We start from the raw sequence: 18,073 nt of genomic DNA on the forward strand, positions 1-18,073 counted from the left end.
TGTATTGTTCGTATATCGGACAGTACTTTTTGTGATGCCCTTTTTTAAACTAAGAAATCTTTTAAAAAAACTATTGACTATTACTAGCTGGTCTTAAACTTTTATAGCGTAGCATAGTTCTCCAACAAATTATTTAGTCTGCTTTTACCATTAAATGTTTATAATTTTGTAATATCTCTTAACTTCTGTTTATTCACTATAAATTATTAAAACCATTTATCTAGGTGTATATTTCTATTATACTTTAAATACACGTTTATTTCCAACATTTTCAAAAGTAATTTTAAATCTATTATTTCTTCTATAGAATTAGTTATATTTCTCTTAAATGAATTACCAACCTATTACTTTTTTAAAATTTGCATTGGACAAATTGAACAATGCAAATTGTTGAAAGTTTTTAGTTTTAAAATAATTTATCCATTAATAAGTAGAATACATACCTTACTTTATTTTTATAGTAAACTCTTTACCTACCTGCCTATAACCATTAGCTAACTTTTGATTTTTACCTGGAAAGGCTACTTTTTTCTCAACTTGCTTCAAGTCACTATTGAAAATACCATTGCCCTCTGGAAAAGCTGCTGCATATGGTGTTAAGGTTATCTCTGTTGCTTCATCGCTGATTTCTTCACCTAATGCTGTTGATAGTTCAAGGATACCTTGGTCTTCACCTATAATTCTTGGTTTAAACACAACTTTATTTCCACAATTATCATGGCCCCTTAACTGTATATCATAAACAACTTCAGATTTATTTACATTATCAATATCTAAAAATAACTTTGTACTAACTTTATTACTTACATAATCTTTCAGTGTTACTATACTACCATTTTCCAAAGTAAAACTATGATTTATTGAAAGTTTTATTGTGTCTGCAGCTAATTTATCCCCATTAGTATTAAATTCAAATACATAGGGCTTTATATTAGTTACTTCTCCATTTAACAATACTGATGGGTAAACTATTTTTATTGCTAAATCCCCTTTTAGTTCATTATCCTTAAGACTATAAGTCATAACTTGCTGAAATGTAGAATCCTCAGCAAGTTTTCCTACCCCACTGGAGGATTCTGATAGCTCTACTCCATTTATAAATACTTCCCCCACCGCATTAATGCTTTCGATTTTTAAATCACCCTTCTCATTCTTAAAGGTGGTTGACACTACTAATTCATCTCCATTTAGTATAACTTCATTTAATTGGACGCTTATTGCCTCATTACTTTTACTTTGATCAACTACAGTCTTATATCTACCTAAATCCTTATTAATACCTAAAAACAATCCAATATCTGTAGTTACTAACTTAATTGCAGCAGTTACAGAAGTTCCAAAACCACTTCCAACCGTTCCTACTGCAATAGCAAGTACAATAGAAGCTGCCATTATCCCCTTCTTCATGCTCTTTTTCTCATTTTTATTAATAGATTTATTAAATCTAGCTTCTATTTCTTTTTTTTCAACAAGGTTAAATCCGTCTCTATCTAACCCCTCTAAATCAATACTGTTATCATTTAACATATCATAAATATTGTTACCCATCAGATTACACCCTGCTTTCTTTTATACTCAGTACGCTTTTAATCTTCTTTTTTGCTCTTGATAGCCTGTTGTAAATAACCTCTCTCTTCATACCCGTTTCAAAACATACCTGCTCCATATCTTTTTCCTCTAAATATAACTTTAGAAATAAATCCTTGTCCTCTTTTTTTAAGCAGTTAAGCATGGAGTCTAACTCTTTATTAAGCTCATTACTAAGAATTCCATTCAATGCATTATCTTCTACACTAATGTCCAAATTGTCAACGTCTTCATGGCTTAAATTTTTCAAATACTTTCTTTTATAATCTATACATTTATATTTAGCTACACCAGCTAGCCAGTTTTTAAACTCACTTCTACTCTCATCAAAGCTATGGATGTTGTACCAAACTGCCATAAGTATGTCATTTATACATTCACCTTGAAGACTTTCTAAGTTATACAAGTGTTTTTTTACAGTGGATTTAATAATCCATCCATATTGCTCCAATATATAACTTAAAGCTTCTTCATTTTGCAGATTTAATTGATGAATAAAGTTTTCTTCAGAAATCTCCATAGTTAACCTCTTTTCTATACAAGCTCACTTTTAAGTGTTTTTCCATTCACTTATTACTTCGTTAAATTTTTGCTGTTTCTATCAAAGATAAAAATAAAGGATGGTAATAAACAAATAATTCATTACTATCCTTACTTTAAATAGTTTTATAGGTATTTATTTTTATTATATTTTAAGCCTAAGCATAATGCCAGTGCCTCTAGTGCTGTTTCTAAAATTTATAACTTTAGGCTCAATAGCTCTACTTAGATTTTTGCTATTATATAGGAAGTTAATTTATTTTTATAATATTATTCTTCTTATTCTTTAGAAACGTATCTTTACTTCTTCCATAATGTTTTTATTGTATCAATAATTAGTAACGCACTAAAATACACCACAAATACTAATCCAATTAGTGAAATGATATCTGCTATTAAATCAGTGCCAAACCCTCTAAAACCTCCAAGTGCATTGAATAAATAACTAGCTTTACATTATTCAATTTTTATTATCATTCCTTCAGAAGAAAATAATTCAAATTTACCTTTTTTTATCATATTTTTATAATGATTATCAAGACTACCATTCTCATAAGAATTTCTAAAACTTGCTATAGGAGTTCCAGTTACTATTACAGAGTTATCACCTTTCCATAATACTTTGTAGTGTCCTGAATTAGCAGTAGGAGTTTCTACTAGTTCCTTTTTAAATATAATACAAGTTCTTTTAGAAACCTTTAATTTTACATCATTGGGAAATACATCCATATATTCAACAATTACTGTATTTTTATTGTTTGGAGATTTGTATGACTCATATGAACCAGTGTAAGCACAAAATTCAAATAGTACATAAGTAAGCACAAATAACCCTAACAACTTAGAGTTTTTATTAGTTCCGAAAATGAACTTTATTGAAATTGCTGCATAAATAATTACATATAAGTTTCCATAGGTATTATTCATAAGGGTGATTCCATTTCTTCTAAAAATTATCATTATACTTGGTAATAAGATAAAAATTATAAAAGGGATGTTTTCTACTATTTTATTATTATTTTTCATATGCAACCTCCATTATGCTATCACCAAACTTCATGAAACTTTGAAATTAACCAGTGATCCTTGTGCTTTAAATTACAATGACTTAACTTTATGCTTTTTTCCAATTCCTTTAACATCTTGTTTCTCAATAATAATCCCTGATTCTTCATATAAAATGTATAAGCCATTATCATAAGATTCAATTAGTTTATCATCATCTTCTTTATAATGACACCAAACATCTTTATTATTTAAAAGATTTAACCCATTTGTATCCATTAAATTAACTATGTTCTTATCTGAGTATTTTGCTGAATCAATTGTTTTTCCAAATATAATAGCCCCAGCGGAACCTCCATAAACAACACCATCATAACTTAAAAATTTAATAAGCGCTTTATCAAAGTTTGTATCTTTCAGAATCTTTAGTAGCTTATAGGTATTTCCTCCTCCAATGAACACTCCTGCATGTTCACTAGATAGCTTCCTTCCCTTCAAATCAGTCCACATTTGAATTTTATGAATTCCATATTCCCTATAAGTTTTTGAAAACCAATCGTAGCATTCCTCATAAGTAAAACTGGATTTCTCCATAGCAACAGGAATATATATTAACACTTTTTCTTTATTTATTTTACTAGCAAAAAAACTATCAATAGGCTTAACTCTTTCTGCATCTCCCCCACCTGATAATATCAACATATGTAATCACCCCTTAATTTAACTCATCACTATTTTTCCGTATAATTACTGTAATAATATACCTCTAACTTTTGTTAGTTTCTCAATTGCCCTATACTACCCTAAAAATATTATTAATCTTACCAAAGCAAGTATTATTCTAAAATAAGTGTGTATACATACTCATCATATATAATATCAGTACCAGATTTTTTGAAAGTGCCTTCCTTTTCAATATAAAAGTTAAGCTTTTTTAACACTGCATTTGAACCTATATTTTCTTGCGCCACAGGAGCCGTTATTTTTTTAGCACCATTACCATGACAAAAGTCAATTAGCGCTTTTATCATTTCTGTAGCATATCCTTGACGCCAGTAGTTCTTATGAATTGCATAGCCTAAGTCCCACAGACTTTTGTCTTGGCTTGGAATAGCACTACAGGTTCCAATATAGTTTCCAGTTTCCTTTGAAACCGCAACAAAATAATAACAACCATCATAAATTTCTACATTCTCTTTCCATTCCAAATAAGTATCATTTGCTTTTTCACGAGGTGGGTCTGATAAGTATTTCCCCATTTCCTCATCTAGCCATATATCCAAGCAAAAATCCGTATCTTCTTTCCTAGTACTTCTAATAATTAGTCTACTTGTTTCTAAATTTTTTACCCCCATAATCAATACCCCTTTACTATTTCTACAAAAATAATCTAACATAGAAAATACTATATTATAAACTCCATTTTACCATATAATTACTGTGATAATGTATATATAGCTTCTGAATATATTTTTAACAATAAAAATAAAACACGTCTTTGCCTACTACATACTTTTAAAAGCAAATATTATCTATACAATGTGTCCTAAAGCATTAAAAGTTATATTCAACTCCCCTACTCCATTGCATAAGAACAGTAGTAAAATCTCAAAGACATATCTTGATAAAAAAGACATATGACTACTGAAGTTTAATACGGATAATGTTCTTTTAAAATTGAATGATGGGTTGCGAAAAATAACACAAAAATTCTCTGTAATCTATTAGTTGTATGGAATAAATTATTCTTAAATGATATTATTATAAGTAACTGAGCCAAAATAGTAAGATAAAAAATGCTAAAGTATAATTGAAAGAAGTGAAAACAATAAATGATTAAGGAAATTGAAATACGTAGGAGCATAAGAAAATATGCTGACCAGCCAGTTGAAAATGAAAAAATAACTGAGGTACTTGAAAGTGGAAGACTTGCGCCATCGGGCAATAACACACAGCCTTGGCGCTATATCGTAGTAAAATCTGAAGAAATGAGACAAAAAGTAATGGAGGCTTCTCATAATCAAAAATGGATGCTTACAGCTCCTATTTTTATTGTATGCGTTGCAGATATACGTTGTAGAATAAAAGAAGATGTAGCTGTTTATTTAGATGATAATAGTCCCGAGGATGAGGTGAAACGAATTATTAGAGATACTTCCATTTCAGCAGGATATATGTTGCTACAAGCTAATAATTTAGGATTAGGAGCCTGCTGGGTTGCTGAGTTTACACAAGAAGAGATTAGGCCAGTTTTAAATATACCTTCTGACAAGTATGTAGTTGGAGTTATAACAATTGGCTATCCTGCTGAAACTCCAAAACCTCGTCCAAGAAGGAATCTTGAAGATATAGTACATTATGAAACTTGGTAAAGTTATTCATATAAAATAAACATGATAATTCAAATTATTCTTATTTAATAACTAAATTAAAAATCTAGTAACTTCATAATGCCGCATTATTCATAATTGAGTTTTGCGGTATTTTTACGTTACAATTCAAAAAAGCAAACTAACCATTAAAGTTTAAATGATGAATTTTGTTCTTTTACTACTACACAATACTGTACTTAAAAGTTAAAGCTTCGCCATAATCATGGAAATTAGTGTAATAAACTGGGTCATATGTTATAATTATTCTCAAAACAACAACAATTGTAAGAACTTACTTGTAAAAATCAGTACAATAGAAAAAATTTAATACATAAATGCTGGAGGGTTATAATATGCAATCAAAAAAAATCATGGTGATATTTGGGACTAGACCAGAAGCTACAAAGATGTGTACAGTTGTTAATGCTTTAAACAAATATCCTGAACGATTCGATGTTAAAGTAGTTGTAACTGGTCAACATAAAGAACAGCTATATCAGGTATTGCAGAATTTCAATTTAAAACCTGATATTGATTTAGGCATAATGAAAGAAAATCAAAGCCTTTCTTATGTAACTTCATCAGCAATTTCAGGGCTTGATAGTGTTATACAAGAGGACAAACCCGACTTTATATTAGTTCATGGTGATACTACCACATCATTTTGTGGTGCTTTGGTTGGCTTTTATCATAAAATACCTGTTGGACATATTGAAGCGGGCTTACGTTCTTATGAAAAATATTCTCCATGGCCTGAAGAAGTTAATCGAAGACTAGTAGATGTGGTGGCTGACATACTTTTTGCGCCGACCGCGCTAAGTTGTGAAAATCTTATAAAGGAAGGTTATAAAAAAGAGCAAATTTACATAACTGGTCAAACAGCTATTGACGCAGCTATGGCTACCTATAAAGAAGAGTATTTATTTAATGAACCAGAGTTAAACAAAATAGACTTTGAGAATAGCCGTGTGATTACAATGACTGCACATAGAAGAGAAAATTATGGTGAGCCTATGAGACAAATGTTTACTGCAATAAGAAGAATAGCAGATAATAATCCTGATGTTTTAATTGTTTATCCAGTTCATTTAAGTCCTACTGTAAGAGAAATGGCATACAGCACTTTATCAGGACATGAGCGCATACTACTTTTGGAACCAATTGATTTTGTTGATATGCTTAACTTACAGGCAAGGTCTCACTTTATTATGAGTGATTCTGGTGGGCTACAAGAAGAATGTGTTGTATTTCATAAACCCCTTGTTTTAATGAGAGACACCACTGAACGACCTGAGGCAATCGAAGCAGGAGCAGTTTATCTTGCTGGTACAGATGAATCTGTCATTTATGATGTTTCTATGAAGCTACTAACAGATTCTAACTTTTACAATCAAATGGCTACAGCTCGAAACCCATTTGGTGATGGTAAAGCTTCCGAAAGAATTGCTCATATTTTATCTCAATACTTTGGATTTGTGGATGAGTTACCAGAAGAGTTTTTATAAAGCTAATTAACATTTCAAAGTCGAATTGTAGATCTAAACCTTTTTAAGTGAAGGATTAGCTTTCTCAGCTATTTTATTATAAAAAAATAGGAAGAATTTTTGTGTTTGGTGCATATTGAGTTTGCATACTTCCTATGAGGAACCACTTCAACATAAAAGTATTACTTTTATGTTGAAGTGGTTTCTCTATAATCACCAATTGTTTTTATTTCTTTATGTAATCATTTCTTTATAATGGTTTATTTAATAAAATCCAATAAATCAAACATACTACTTTTTTCTTTCATTTGTTTAAGTAAATTATTGTAAAGAGCTTTAATCTCCTCAGGAGTTTGAAGCCCTATTGTATCCTCTTCATTATCACATTCTGCAAAGTAATGTTTTGCTTCCATATACTTTTCATGGACTGCCCTTAGCACATCTATAGCTTCCCCAAAGGTTAAATCTAAATTTATATTAATATTCATATTATCACCTCAAGAACATATATTCGATGTCCTATGCCAAAATCCTTCTTTAAAAAAATTTTATGTTTGTATTTTAAATGTAAGAACATATAGCTCAAGATAAAGATAACTATATTTATATGAGTCCTGTAAATATAGTTATTACTCCTCAATATCTTAACTAACCTGTCTTGGAAGCATAGTTAAAAGAATATAGCTGCTTGCCCAAATAAACCATCTAAATCTGACACTTGAACATCTAGCATATTTTCTTTTTCAGGTAACAATTCATCTGGCATGGAAACCTGAATAAGATATGCAGTCATACTGCAATCCCTACCATATTCTTCAACTTTGTTTACTTTATAAACTTCACGCTCATATCCATTAATAGATATTTTAATAGAGTTGCTTTCCATACTAGGGCAAATATCCCTTGAACCCTGTTTGAATTTTTCCAGGCTCATTGGTCTAAAATATACCATCATTGAAGTGTACCCACCCTTAACTCTAAAACAATGCAACCCATAAATCTCTAATTTATCTATTGCTGCATTGATAGTAATATCACTTTCTAGATTAATATTTTGGCACCAAAACTCTAGAAAGTTCTCTCCATAATCCTTTACTGCTACCATAAAAGGATAATAGCCATCCTTAGCTTCTAGAATATATTCCCCCTGTTCATTTGTTGTAGTAGATGAAACTTCTTCAAATGCTGAATTTAATAAAGCAACGTAAACCTCATCTAATTTACATTTATTCTTATCGGTAACAACCCCTTTTATTACACTCATATTTACACCTCTACTAATTTAAATTATAAGATATTTTATTTTTAAAGACTCTTATAAATAATCAAATATATCAATAAGCTCAAATAACTGGCTTTCCTTTATAAAATTGGATAGTATCCCTACATGACTTGAACCTATAAGTAAAAATATCTTCTCCACATCGCTTTCAATGAGTTTAGATAAGTTTGCAAAAATTATTAAATTTCTTTGATACCACCAAGTTAGCCACCCCATGCCCTTATAGTTATCATCTATCCCTATCCTAGCCATATTTATATATTTTTCATGAACTTCTTTTAGCCGTTCTTCATGATTTAAACTACGATAAATTTCTAATATTGTCATATCTCTACCTGTTGTAATTCTGTTATCCTCTTGATTTATAGAATTAAACAGTTTTGGTTCTTTTTCTTTTGCATATTCATAAACCTCTCCAGCTGGGCATGTTGCTGCTCCTCGTTCCATCCAATCTATCCCATAGATTTTACTATGTCCAAGTTCCCTTGCTACTGGAAAGGCAATTTGCTTAATTTCATTTACTCCATTAATATTTTCATCCCTTATATATCTTTCAAATTCAACATTTAAATTGTCATTAAACTTGCTCTGTCTTTCTACTGCAACTTTAGTAGGATTAAACTTCTTTATTTTATCTATAACTTCTCTTAGTTCTTTCTGTCTTTTTTCAGATTTAATATTGTCAATATCAAATTGAAAGACATCGCTAGAACCAGCCATATGGAATGTGCCTAATATCATAATTTGAGGTTTTCTTTTATCCATTACATTACCATCTTTAAAATACTTTTAGTAAATTATATTGTAATAACTCAAAAATATGTGAGAATGATAAATCATCAAGTTTTTTATCATTCCCCAATATCCCAAACTTCTTTCTCTAACTACTTTATAATCTAAGCATACCATTTGCTTTGAGCCCTATACATTTCTGCATATTTCCCATTTTTACTTATAAGTTCTTCATGGGTACCTATTTCACTAATGCCCCCATTATCTAGCACCACAATTCTATCTGCTATTTTGGCAGAGCCTAATCTATGAGTTACAATTATTGCAGTTTTACCTTTAGACATGTCTACAAATTTATTATAAATTTTAGTTTCTTCTATTGGATCTATGGCAGCAGTAGGCTCATCTAAAACAATGGTGTGGTAACTCCTATAAAATCCCCTTGCAATTGCTATTCTTTGCCATTGGCCACCAGATAAATCAATCCCATCAAACTCTCTAGACAGCATGGTATCATAGGAGTCTTTAAACTTTTCCTCATCTATAATTAAATCAGCTTTATTTAGGGCACTGCTTAGTTTTTCTTTATTTACCCCACTATTACCTTTAAAGTCGCTTATTGCAACATTTTCACCTAAAGTCATTTTGTATCTTTGGTAATTTTGAAATACTGCAGATACATTTTTATATAATGATTTCATAGAAGCTTTAGAGGTTTCCACCTTCCCTAAAGTGACACTTCCACTGCTTGGAGAAAATAGTCCTATCATAAGCTTTACTAAGGTACTTTTACCTGCACCATTTTCACCAACAATAGCTATGGTTTCTCCAGGCTGAACTTCTAAGTTGATATTACTTAGCGCTTCCTTTTCTGCTCCTGGATATTTAAAGGAAACCTCTGTGAGAGTTATTCCATCAACCTCATTTCTTTCAATATCTTCCCCTTGTCTTTCAGGCATTTCTAAAAATTTTACTAACCCTTTTACATTACCTAAGTTTTCTGTAATAGCACCTACGTGTCTACAAATTATTTCTTCCATGATATGAAACATATCTCCAATTGATGCAAACACCGCACCAAAGGCTCCTACAGTAATGTCTCCCTTGATTAAAGCAATTACTAGCATATAAATAATACCCAAATATCCTAAAAGTGTTATTGCCTTCATTGTAAGCTCCATGATTCCAGAGGTCTTTTCTGCCTTCCAAATCTTCTTATTTAGTAGATCAATAGCTGATAAATATAAATCCTTAAAGTACTTAAAAGCTCCAAGAAGTCTTGTTTCTTTAAAGTATTCCTTATCAATAATGCATTTCTCGTAGTACTGAAACTCTCTTCTTATAGGTGCTGATTCATCAGATAGCTTTGTAAATAACTTTAGCCTTAAAAGCTGAGTGAGTGCTACTGGTATAAATATAATTAAAAGTGATATTGCCAGTATTGGTTTTAAACTATAAAGATAAATCCCCATTACTAAAAAGTATGGAACATAAAATGTAAAAAGGCTAAAAACTATAGAGACTAAATACATACTGTAAATTAACCCCTCATTAGCCTTATTTATGGCATCTAAGTTTGAGGGAATTTCAAAGGTTAATGCATCTAGCCTTCCAGCCTTTTCATTAAGTTTTCTTCCAATATTACCTTGAACTCTAACCCCTATATCATCAGGAGTAAAATTAGCAACTCCGTTTAGTATTTGATTTATTATTAAGGCGGCTCCAAGAGCCAATACCATTAGTAGTACTTCTTTAAAACTCCCCTTGTTACTCACTGCATCTGCAATGGAATCAAAAAACTTTTGAGTCATAATAACAGTAACCACATGAGATGTACCATGTAATATTGATAACAAATTATCCACTATGAAATATACTGGACAGGTTTCAAATATCATAGGAACCATGGTTTTCAATACTCTATAAAAAGAAACTTCATCCTTCTTTTCACCCATCATAAATACCAACTCCTTTGGCTTTCATACATTTTCTCATAGACCCCTCTTTTCTCCATAAGCTCCTCATGGGTACCTTTTTCTATGATGGCACCATTTTCAAGGACAAAAATCTCCTGAGCTAGCTTTGTTGACCCAAGCCTATGACTTATGAATATGGTTGTGCCGCCCTTGCTTATTTTCTCAAACTCCTCATAAATCTTGCTTTCACTTATGGGATCTAAGGCTGCAGTTGGTTCGTCTAATATCCTTAAAGAAGCCTTACTTGTAATTGACCTTGCCATGGCTAATCTTTGCCACTGTCCTCCTGAGAAGTCTTGCCCATTGCTTTTTATTTTTCCAAGTGGTGTATTTAACTTTTCAGGAAGTGCCTCAACTGCGGCTTCAAGCCCCATTATATTAATGGAATTTTTTATACTTTCTTCTTCACCTTCTTTTCCTAAGTGGTTCACATCACCTAAGGAAATATTATCTTTCATAGAAACATAATATTTTGCAAAATCTTGATACACCACAGAAAATAAAGATTTCAATTCACTGTACTTGTAAGCTTTAATACTTTCACCATTTATTAAAATATCACCTTCAAATTCCTCATATAGCCCAGTAATAAGTTTAGTAATTGTAGTTTTTCCAGCTCCATTAGCTCCAACAAAGGCATAGTGAACTCCCTTTTCAAGTTTAAAAGACAAGTTCTTTAAGATATAAAAATCAGTGCCTGGGTATTTAAAGGACACATTCTTAAATTCTAAGGTGTCAACTCCTAAGTCATTCACTGATGGCAAATCAACAGCTCCCCCTAATTCCTCTAAACTCTCAAAGGTTCCTAAATCTCTCAAGTACTCTTTATTCCTTGCTAACTCCCCTACATATTCGCTTAACTGCCAAGACATCATTTGAACTAAAGAAAAAAGCCCATTCACAATAGAAATAAACATTCCCACAGACATTAATTCATCTAGCACTGGTTTTATTAAAACCGTAGTCATTAATATAGTTATAATTGCTGTAACTATGCTTCCAAGTTTTAACTTTACAAAGAATTTAAGGTCTGCTTTAAAAACAATTTTTCTTGTAATTTCATATTGTTCCTTCCACTTTTTATTAACTTCTTCAGTAAATCCAAAAAGATTTCGCTCTAAAGCTCCCTCTCTACCAGTCAAAACTTCTCCAAGATATTCGTATCTTCTTCTATGCTTGGATATTTCCCTACTAGCATCATAGGTTTCCTTTCCACTTTTCATAGCTAAAATTACAAGTGGTATGCTAATAAGTAAAATTGTAAGTCCTGCCCACCATACTTGAGTTATTAAAATAGCTAGTACTCCCACAATTCTTAGTAGCATGGACAAGAAAGATAAAGTGTTAATATAAGCTTTTTTAAGTACAATCTCAGGCTGCTTTGAAACTCTAGAAATTAAGTCCCAAGTTTCTTGATTTTCAATATGTTTGTACTGAAGCTTGGCTACTTTTTCCGTAATACTAACTCTAAATCTTTCCCTGAGTTTAAATTCAAGTTTATACTCCACGAACTTAATAATTTGGCTAGATAACCAAGTGTAAGCAATGAAAACCCCTATTAAACTCAATGGGAATACTATTTCTGAAAGGTTGCTTTTTCCATTTGCTATCTGCATTGCAACATCTAAAAACTTTGCCGTTATTAATATTTGTATGCTTAGAACAATTCCATCTAATATCCTTTGAAATGCTATTAAAAAGGAATAACCCTTTGCACATCTAAAAGGAATTCTTGCTAGGTCTAAAATGTTATATTGTTTTTTCCCCATATCTCTAAACCCCCAATCAAGCTAAATTAAATTCATTGTAAATTATATGTTTTCCGTGGTCTTGTAATTACATTTATTGCTTATATTCAATAATGAACAAGTTCATTTTGATTAGTCACTTTGGAAGGAGATTTCAATTCCACCAAAGTTTAATTTTCAGCAGGAAACCCCACCTGAAGTGGATGGGAGAATTACCCTTCCAAAATAGCTATAAAGGAAGTCTTTTTGATAGGCTTCCTTTACCTGCATTTGCTTTAATTGAATTTTGATATAACATAATCTTTTTAAATTACTTTTATAAATTCTTTATATACTCTATAATAGATTCTTTATCAGACATTATATTTTCTATTGTATTACTCATATTTATATCTGGAAGAACTGTATTTGAATTATTGTTTTTATCTACCCCAATAATATATTTTGTTGAAATACTACACTTTATTTTTGAATTCGGAAGTTCTATTAATATTGGATTTGCATAAAAACTTGGTGAATTTCCTGTAGGTTCTCCAATTAACGTCCCAATATTATTAAACTTAAATATATCTGCAAGTTGATTCCCTGCACTAAAGGTTGAATTAGATATTAAGACATAAGTTTCTCCTAAATATACTCTATTCTTATCTACCCAGATATTCTGAACATGTTTTTTATCATATTCATCCTCTGCTGCTGAAAAATAGCATTCTTTAACATTAAAATAAGTTAAAAGACCTTCCACGCACTTAATGTTTCCACCAATATTTTTTCGTACATCTATAACAAGCTTTGTAATTTCATTTTTCTTTATATCTTCAAAAAATTTATCGAGTTCTTTTATAAATTCATCATTTCTTGTTTGGAAATATAGGAATAGCTTTTTATGCTCTTTGTGACTTCTCATGATCCACATCTAGTTCTTATTTTACTAGTTTAAAATTTTCCTTATAAATAAACTATCTCTTTTTACTAAAACTCACTTTAGGCAGTTGAAAATAAATAACAAGTCAAAGGTGTGAATGATATTTTGAGTTCACAAGCAAGCTTGTGCCCACAAGGAGTCAGGTTCCTAAGATAGTTGTGCTATCTTCGGGTTCTGCTGACACAGTATAAGTAAAAAATAGACAAACAAACTGACTTATTTATTTTTTGAAAATGCCTTAGTTAGAAATATCTCATAATAAATTGTACATTGTTCCACATTTAGAAATTAATATCCTATAATTAGCGGGAAAACTCTTGTGTTTGGCCAATTTTATATAGAAAAATTAAGACGTTATTATATTGATAAATTTTTAATAGATGTTGCTACAATCTTTTTCTAATTCTAAAATTAAATGGCGCCAAGCCTTTCGGTATGGTATAAAATAATACTAAGTTACTTAAAAGCTTCACTATCTACTTAAGTAGCCAGGCAAGTACTGCTTTGCAATCCTGCTCTCTGGATTTTTATCAAAAGCATAAAGTACTACTAAAAAGAACCATTCCAAGGGTTTCATCAGAATATATACAATATCGGCACTCCAAGTTGTATTTATATGTCGTGATAAAGGGTAGCCATACTTATCATAAATATAACGTATAAAGCGATGAGTTCTTGGAACCTTTTCCTCAATTAACTGCTCAAAGGCATTGGCAACCATAAGCTGCCTGTTTACAACTATCTTAGTGTCTCTACGAATACCATACCTTAAAGGTTTTACTAGTTTTTTATGTCCTCTTAAAGAAACAGTACAAAGATAATGTGAATCTACTTCAACTGGTGGCGGAGAGATTTTTGTAGATAAAGTCCAATCACTTGTTTCTGTAAAGGCCTTTATAAGGGCATCTGGCTGCTGACCTAGAAGAATAAGGATTAGCATTAATATTATAAGAACAGGAAGCATTAAAGCCACAGCTATGCCTAACCAATTCTTGCTTTTTAATAAAAGATCGTAAATTAAGTATAAAATTTTGTTTTTATACTGATTATTCTTTCCTGAAATATCTAATATATAATTTTTAAGAGTGTAATTCATAAGTGTAATTGAGCAAAGGATAAAATTAAATGGAAATAAACCTAAATAAAAAACCAACCTATTTTTAAAAAGGTTATTTGAAAGCTGAATAATCCATAACAAGCTTACAAGTATCCCCACAAACATAAAAGAAAACATCAATACATTTAAAAGAGGTGGTAGTAAAGTTTTCTCCATCCTTAACACAGTATATCCTATAATTCCAATGATAAATAAAGTTATGATAGTTAGAGAGTGCCAAGAAGATATGGGAGAGTGAAACTGTGAGGCCAAAGCATCTCCTGGTATTTCTAGTGCCTTATCATAATCCTTAAATTCCATTATCCCAATTAAAATACATAAGTAAAATATGCCACAGATAAAAGTGAAAAAGTCAGTAACATTATAAAACCTCTGTTTTATAGCCTTGTTTATAAAAGAAAAAATCACTCCTATTATATTTACTATAGTTAAGAAAATAGGAAGTCCAAATAATATTAGTAAAACGAACATAAAAATAATTTGCCCCATAATTTACATCTCCTCATAAACTTTTTACTCAATCCCTCTTATGATTTAAAAATTCCCTAGCCAACAATAGTTCTTGGTAACAATGAAGGTTGAATTGATTTATAGGATTATGATAGCATATCATTTATTGTTATTCAATAAATTATTATTATATTTTAGTATATATTTATTGATTTTTCCACGAGTTAATAGCAAGACGAGATGCCACTTTTTAAATCGAGATGCAGTGTTTGTAAGTGATAACTGAATATTTATAAGCGAAACGCAACTTTTGAAACCCAAATGCGAGTGTTGTAACTGAAAAGCTGCATTTGCAAATAAAATGCAGTTTGACTTTTCAGTTTTTCTGCCGTATGATAGGTTACTTGAACTTAAACAAACTCCTCAATCGATTAAGACTTGTTTTGTTATATTAAATAATGTACAAGTTCATTTTTAATGAGGACTTTGAAAAGATATTTAACTCACATCTTACCTGATTCAGCATTATTATATGAATTGAAACTTTATCTGAATTTAACTAACTCTAATACTTTTTCCTTTCTTAAAAATGCTATTAGTACAAATGTAAAGTATATAAATATTCCCATTAGTATAGTTAATATGCCACCAGCTAAGGCACAATGAATTATAATTGGAATTAATATTGAATCTGTAATATGTCTAAATAATGCTACAAATATAACTAAAACAAAAGTACTCACCATAGTATTTAAATCATATTGAGTGTGCATCACAGCAAATGCAAAACTAGATAAAACTATAGCCCAGATCCAGGGCCTCTCTCTATTTTGAAATAACTTTAAACATAAAGTATAAACAAATCCTCTATAGAACACTTCTTCTCCTACTCTTGCGAAAGAAAACAATATTGCCCAGTAAAATGTGCTTGCTGATATATCATAGCTTGTATTTCCCAAAATAACTATTAAGAATATGGGCAACAATATTAGTAATGCTTTTGTAATCTTAAATCCGAAATCACTAATTTCATATTTAGCTTTCATCACAGATATTGGAATTGGTATATATAAAAGCAGCCACAATATAATAGCTATAAGTAACAATTTATAGTTACTTGGATCAAATTCTACAAAGCCATTAAAATATATTCCTATTATAGAAATAAAAATAATATATGTTACTGAAAACACATTAAACCCCTTTGTCTTAGCAAGTTTCATATTAATACCCCTCTCACTTTTATTTTCCCCTTTTATACTTAATTGTTCAATTAATACCTAGCATTACCCTTAGATTGCTGTGCTAATACCCTTTGTATGTTTTAAAATTCTTACATTACTAAACACTATAAGAAATTATAGTTATTACTCCTTCTTAAACGTTTCTCACATAAGTTCTAGATCCCATGTTCTACTTGACCATCTTCTTGTTTAACTTAATTCTACTTATTTATTATACTCTTTAACTATTATAGCATATTTTGGTAAATACCAAATAGAGGTGTATTCTTTTCAAATCTAATTAGTAAGATAGTTAGTATTTAGTTTTAAGTATAAATCAACATTAAGGGTATACCATTTAGTAATAAAAAGACCTTTGGTATATTTTATTATCCAAAGGTCTTTTTAAATATTTTTATTTTTAAATCTTATTTCTAATCATTATTAATTTATAGATTATGCTTAAATATTTTCAATAAGCGTAAAAAATGGTTTGCTTCACGTAATGTATGGTCTCCTAATAATGGTATTATAATAGATTTGATTTTGCATTCTACTAACCCTTCAGTACCCTGAGCCTTAAATTTCCTTATATCTTTAGTTGCTTTAAGGCTATCATCTGTAAGTTCTGAAATAGACAATGACTTCTCAATTGCTTCTTTTGTTAATTCGTCAAATTCATTGCTAAAATTATTTGCTTTATTTATTAAATCTTCTTCAGTTGGGTCAAGAAGCCCTCGGATAAACTTTGAATGTTCGGCCATAATTCTATTCCAAAATACTTCTTGTTCATAAGCCTCCCTCTCAATATCTATTTCTTCACGATTTTGTAATCTTTTAACGAGTTTAAGATAAAACCTTGCTTCTCTCATAATATGATCAATAAGTAGTGGATAATTAGCAGTAAATACTCTACAAGATAGTACATCTGATAATAACTTATTCTTAAATAATGCTAAATCTTTAGTTAGTTCCATAGCTCTTTCATTTAACATACACACTCTTTCTTCAAGCATAGTGTTATTTATTATTGAGGTGCTACCCTCTAATTGGGTTTCAGCCTCTGTCAAAGTTGTTGGAATTTTGATTCCAGTAAAGTATGATGAAGCCATTTCAGCTTTTAATGTAAAAGGGGTAACTACTTCACCAGACTCTAATACATTATTACCAACAACTCCATTAGAAAGCCTAATAGTTTCAGCTAAAATTTTATCGAATTTCATTCTAAATGCATCTGCCCTACTAATATAATTTGAATCCCTTGGCGTAAAGCTTATCTCTAAAAAAAATGAGTGTTCCTTCATAATTCTTGCAAAGAAAAGATGTAATTCTAATGATTGGCGTATAAATTCACAGCCAGATAGCATATTTAACTTCTCCTAGTATATAATTAATACTAATTCCATTATATTGTAAATATTTGAAAAATGTTACCTTATGTTGTAGCATTTTAAGCTTAACTCCCTACTAAATTTCTAAAAATAACTAGTCAATACATTATTACTTCGAATTATGTCAAAACTATGTGTGAAAGAATTTATGTAGCGTATCTACATGAAAAAAGAGCCTTAGCATAATGCTTTGGCTCCTATAAATTTTGAACTACTTAAGCATATCTTATGTAAATTGCGA

16 protein-coding genes are annotated in these 18,073 nt (G+C 30.4%); 2 read left to right on the plus strand and 14 right to left on the minus strand.

Annotated features, from left to right (window positions below; all coding sequences use genetic code 11):
* Nucleotides 1-444: 444 nt before the first annotated feature.
* From J2Z44_RS12945 to J2Z44_RS12965, 5 genes are all read right to left on the minus strand, one after another.
* Nucleotides 445-1,548 (minus strand): DUF4179 domain-containing protein, encoded by a 1,104-nt coding sequence (locus J2Z44_RS12945; RefSeq protein WP_209649639.1) that lies wholly within the window; start codon nucleotides 1,546-1,548, stop codon nucleotides 445-447.
* 4 nt (nucleotides 1,549-1,552) lie between these two features.
* On the minus strand, nucleotides 1,553-2,107 hold the full coding sequence (locus tag J2Z44_RS12950) for a sigma-70 family RNA polymerase sigma factor (protein ID WP_021285422.1): 555 nt from the start codon (nucleotides 2,105-2,107) through the stop codon (nucleotides 1,553-1,555).
* A 476-nt stretch (nucleotides 2,108-2,583) separates the two neighbouring features.
* Nucleotides 2,584-3,153: a hypothetical protein gene (locus J2Z44_RS12955; RefSeq protein WP_021285421.1), complete on the minus strand. Its 570-nt coding sequence runs from the start codon at nucleotides 3,151-3,153 to the stop codon at nucleotides 2,584-2,586.
* Nucleotides 3,154-3,225: 72 nt separating this feature from the next.
* Nucleotides 3,226-3,834 (minus strand): Type 1 glutamine amidotransferase-like domain-containing protein, encoded by a 609-nt coding sequence (locus tag J2Z44_RS12960; protein WP_021285420.1) that lies wholly within the window; start codon nucleotides 3,832-3,834, stop codon nucleotides 3,226-3,228.
* A 134-nt stretch (nucleotides 3,835-3,968) separates the two neighbouring features.
* A complete protein-coding gene (locus J2Z44_RS12965) occupies nucleotides 3,969-4,487 on the minus strand; it encodes a GNAT family N-acetyltransferase (protein WP_021285419.1) in 519 nt (172 codons plus the stop codon).
* A gap of 477 nt (nucleotides 4,488-4,964) precedes the next feature.
* Here J2Z44_RS12965 and J2Z44_RS12970 point away from each other — a divergent pair, with 477 nt between their 5' ends.
* Together J2Z44_RS12970 and wecB are read left to right on the plus strand one after the other, a co-directional pair.
* The gene (locus J2Z44_RS12970) at nucleotides 4,965-5,504 is read left to right on the plus strand and encodes a nitroreductase family protein (protein ID WP_021285418.1); all 540 of its coding nucleotides are present in this window, start codon (nucleotides 4,965-4,967) and stop codon (nucleotides 5,502-5,504) included.
* A gap of 353 nt (nucleotides 5,505-5,857) precedes the next feature.
* On the plus strand, nucleotides 5,858-7,009 hold the full coding sequence (gene wecB / locus J2Z44_RS12975; RefSeq protein WP_021285417.1) for a non-hydrolyzing UDP-N-acetylglucosamine 2-epimerase: 1,152 nt from the start codon (nucleotides 5,858-5,860) through the stop codon (nucleotides 7,007-7,009).
* Nucleotides 7,010-7,248: 239 nt separating this feature from the next.
* On the opposite strand, the gene J2Z44_RS12980 is transcribed toward wecB, so the two are convergent.
* The 9 genes from J2Z44_RS12980 to J2Z44_RS13020 form a co-directional block, all read right to left on the minus strand.
* Nucleotides 7,249-7,476, minus strand: a complete 228-nt coding sequence (locus J2Z44_RS12980) for a hypothetical protein (RefSeq protein ID WP_021285416.1) — start codon at nucleotides 7,474-7,476, stop codon at nucleotides 7,249-7,251.
* A gap of 182 nt (nucleotides 7,477-7,658) precedes the next feature.
* A complete protein-coding gene (locus J2Z44_RS12985) occupies nucleotides 7,659-8,252 on the minus strand; it encodes a carboxypeptidase-like regulatory domain-containing protein (protein ID WP_021285415.1) in 594 nt (197 codons plus the stop codon).
* A gap of 51 nt (nucleotides 8,253-8,303) precedes the next feature.
* Complete coding sequence (locus tag J2Z44_RS12990) at nucleotides 8,304-9,035, minus strand: DUF5694 domain-containing protein (RefSeq protein ID WP_021285414.1); 732 nt, start codon at nucleotides 9,033-9,035, stop codon at nucleotides 8,304-8,306.
* A gap of 131 nt (nucleotides 9,036-9,166) precedes the next feature.
* Nucleotides 9,167-10,960: an ABC transporter ATP-binding protein gene (locus J2Z44_RS12995; protein ID WP_021285413.1), complete on the minus strand. Its 1,794-nt coding sequence runs from the start codon at nucleotides 10,958-10,960 to the stop codon at nucleotides 9,167-9,169.
* The gene (locus J2Z44_RS13000; RefSeq protein WP_021285412.1) at nucleotides 10,957-12,747 is read right to left on the minus strand and encodes an ABC transporter ATP-binding protein; all 1,791 of its coding nucleotides are present in this window, start codon (nucleotides 12,745-12,747) and stop codon (nucleotides 10,957-10,959) included. Before J2Z44_RS13000 ends, J2Z44_RS12995 begins: the two co-directional genes overlap by 4 nt.
* A gap of 295 nt (nucleotides 12,748-13,042) precedes the next feature.
* Nucleotides 13,043-13,633 (minus strand): S41 family peptidase, encoded by a 591-nt coding sequence (locus tag J2Z44_RS13005; RefSeq protein WP_209649641.1) that lies wholly within the window; start codon nucleotides 13,631-13,633, stop codon nucleotides 13,043-13,045.
* Between the two features lie 490 nt (nucleotides 13,634-14,123).
* Nucleotides 14,124-15,257: a DUF6688 domain-containing protein gene (locus J2Z44_RS13010; RefSeq protein WP_209649643.1), complete on the minus strand. Its 1,134-nt coding sequence runs from the start codon at nucleotides 15,255-15,257 to the stop codon at nucleotides 14,124-14,126.
* A gap of 506 nt (nucleotides 15,258-15,763) precedes the next feature.
* Nucleotides 15,764-16,441 (minus strand): CPBP family intramembrane glutamic endopeptidase, encoded by a 678-nt coding sequence (locus tag J2Z44_RS13015; RefSeq protein ID WP_021285409.1) that lies wholly within the window; start codon nucleotides 16,439-16,441, stop codon nucleotides 15,764-15,766.
* A gap of 449 nt (nucleotides 16,442-16,890) precedes the next feature.
* On the minus strand, nucleotides 16,891-17,808 hold the full coding sequence (locus J2Z44_RS13020; RefSeq protein WP_021285408.1) for a DUF2935 domain-containing protein: 918 nt from the start codon (nucleotides 17,806-17,808) through the stop codon (nucleotides 16,891-16,893).
* Nucleotides 17,809-18,073: the final 265 nt, after the last annotated feature.

It is taken from the genome of Clostridium punense (assembly GCF_017874425.1).
GTDB classification, from domain to species: domain Bacteria; phylum Bacillota; class Clostridia; order Clostridiales; family Clostridiaceae; genus Clostridium_J; species Clostridium_J punense.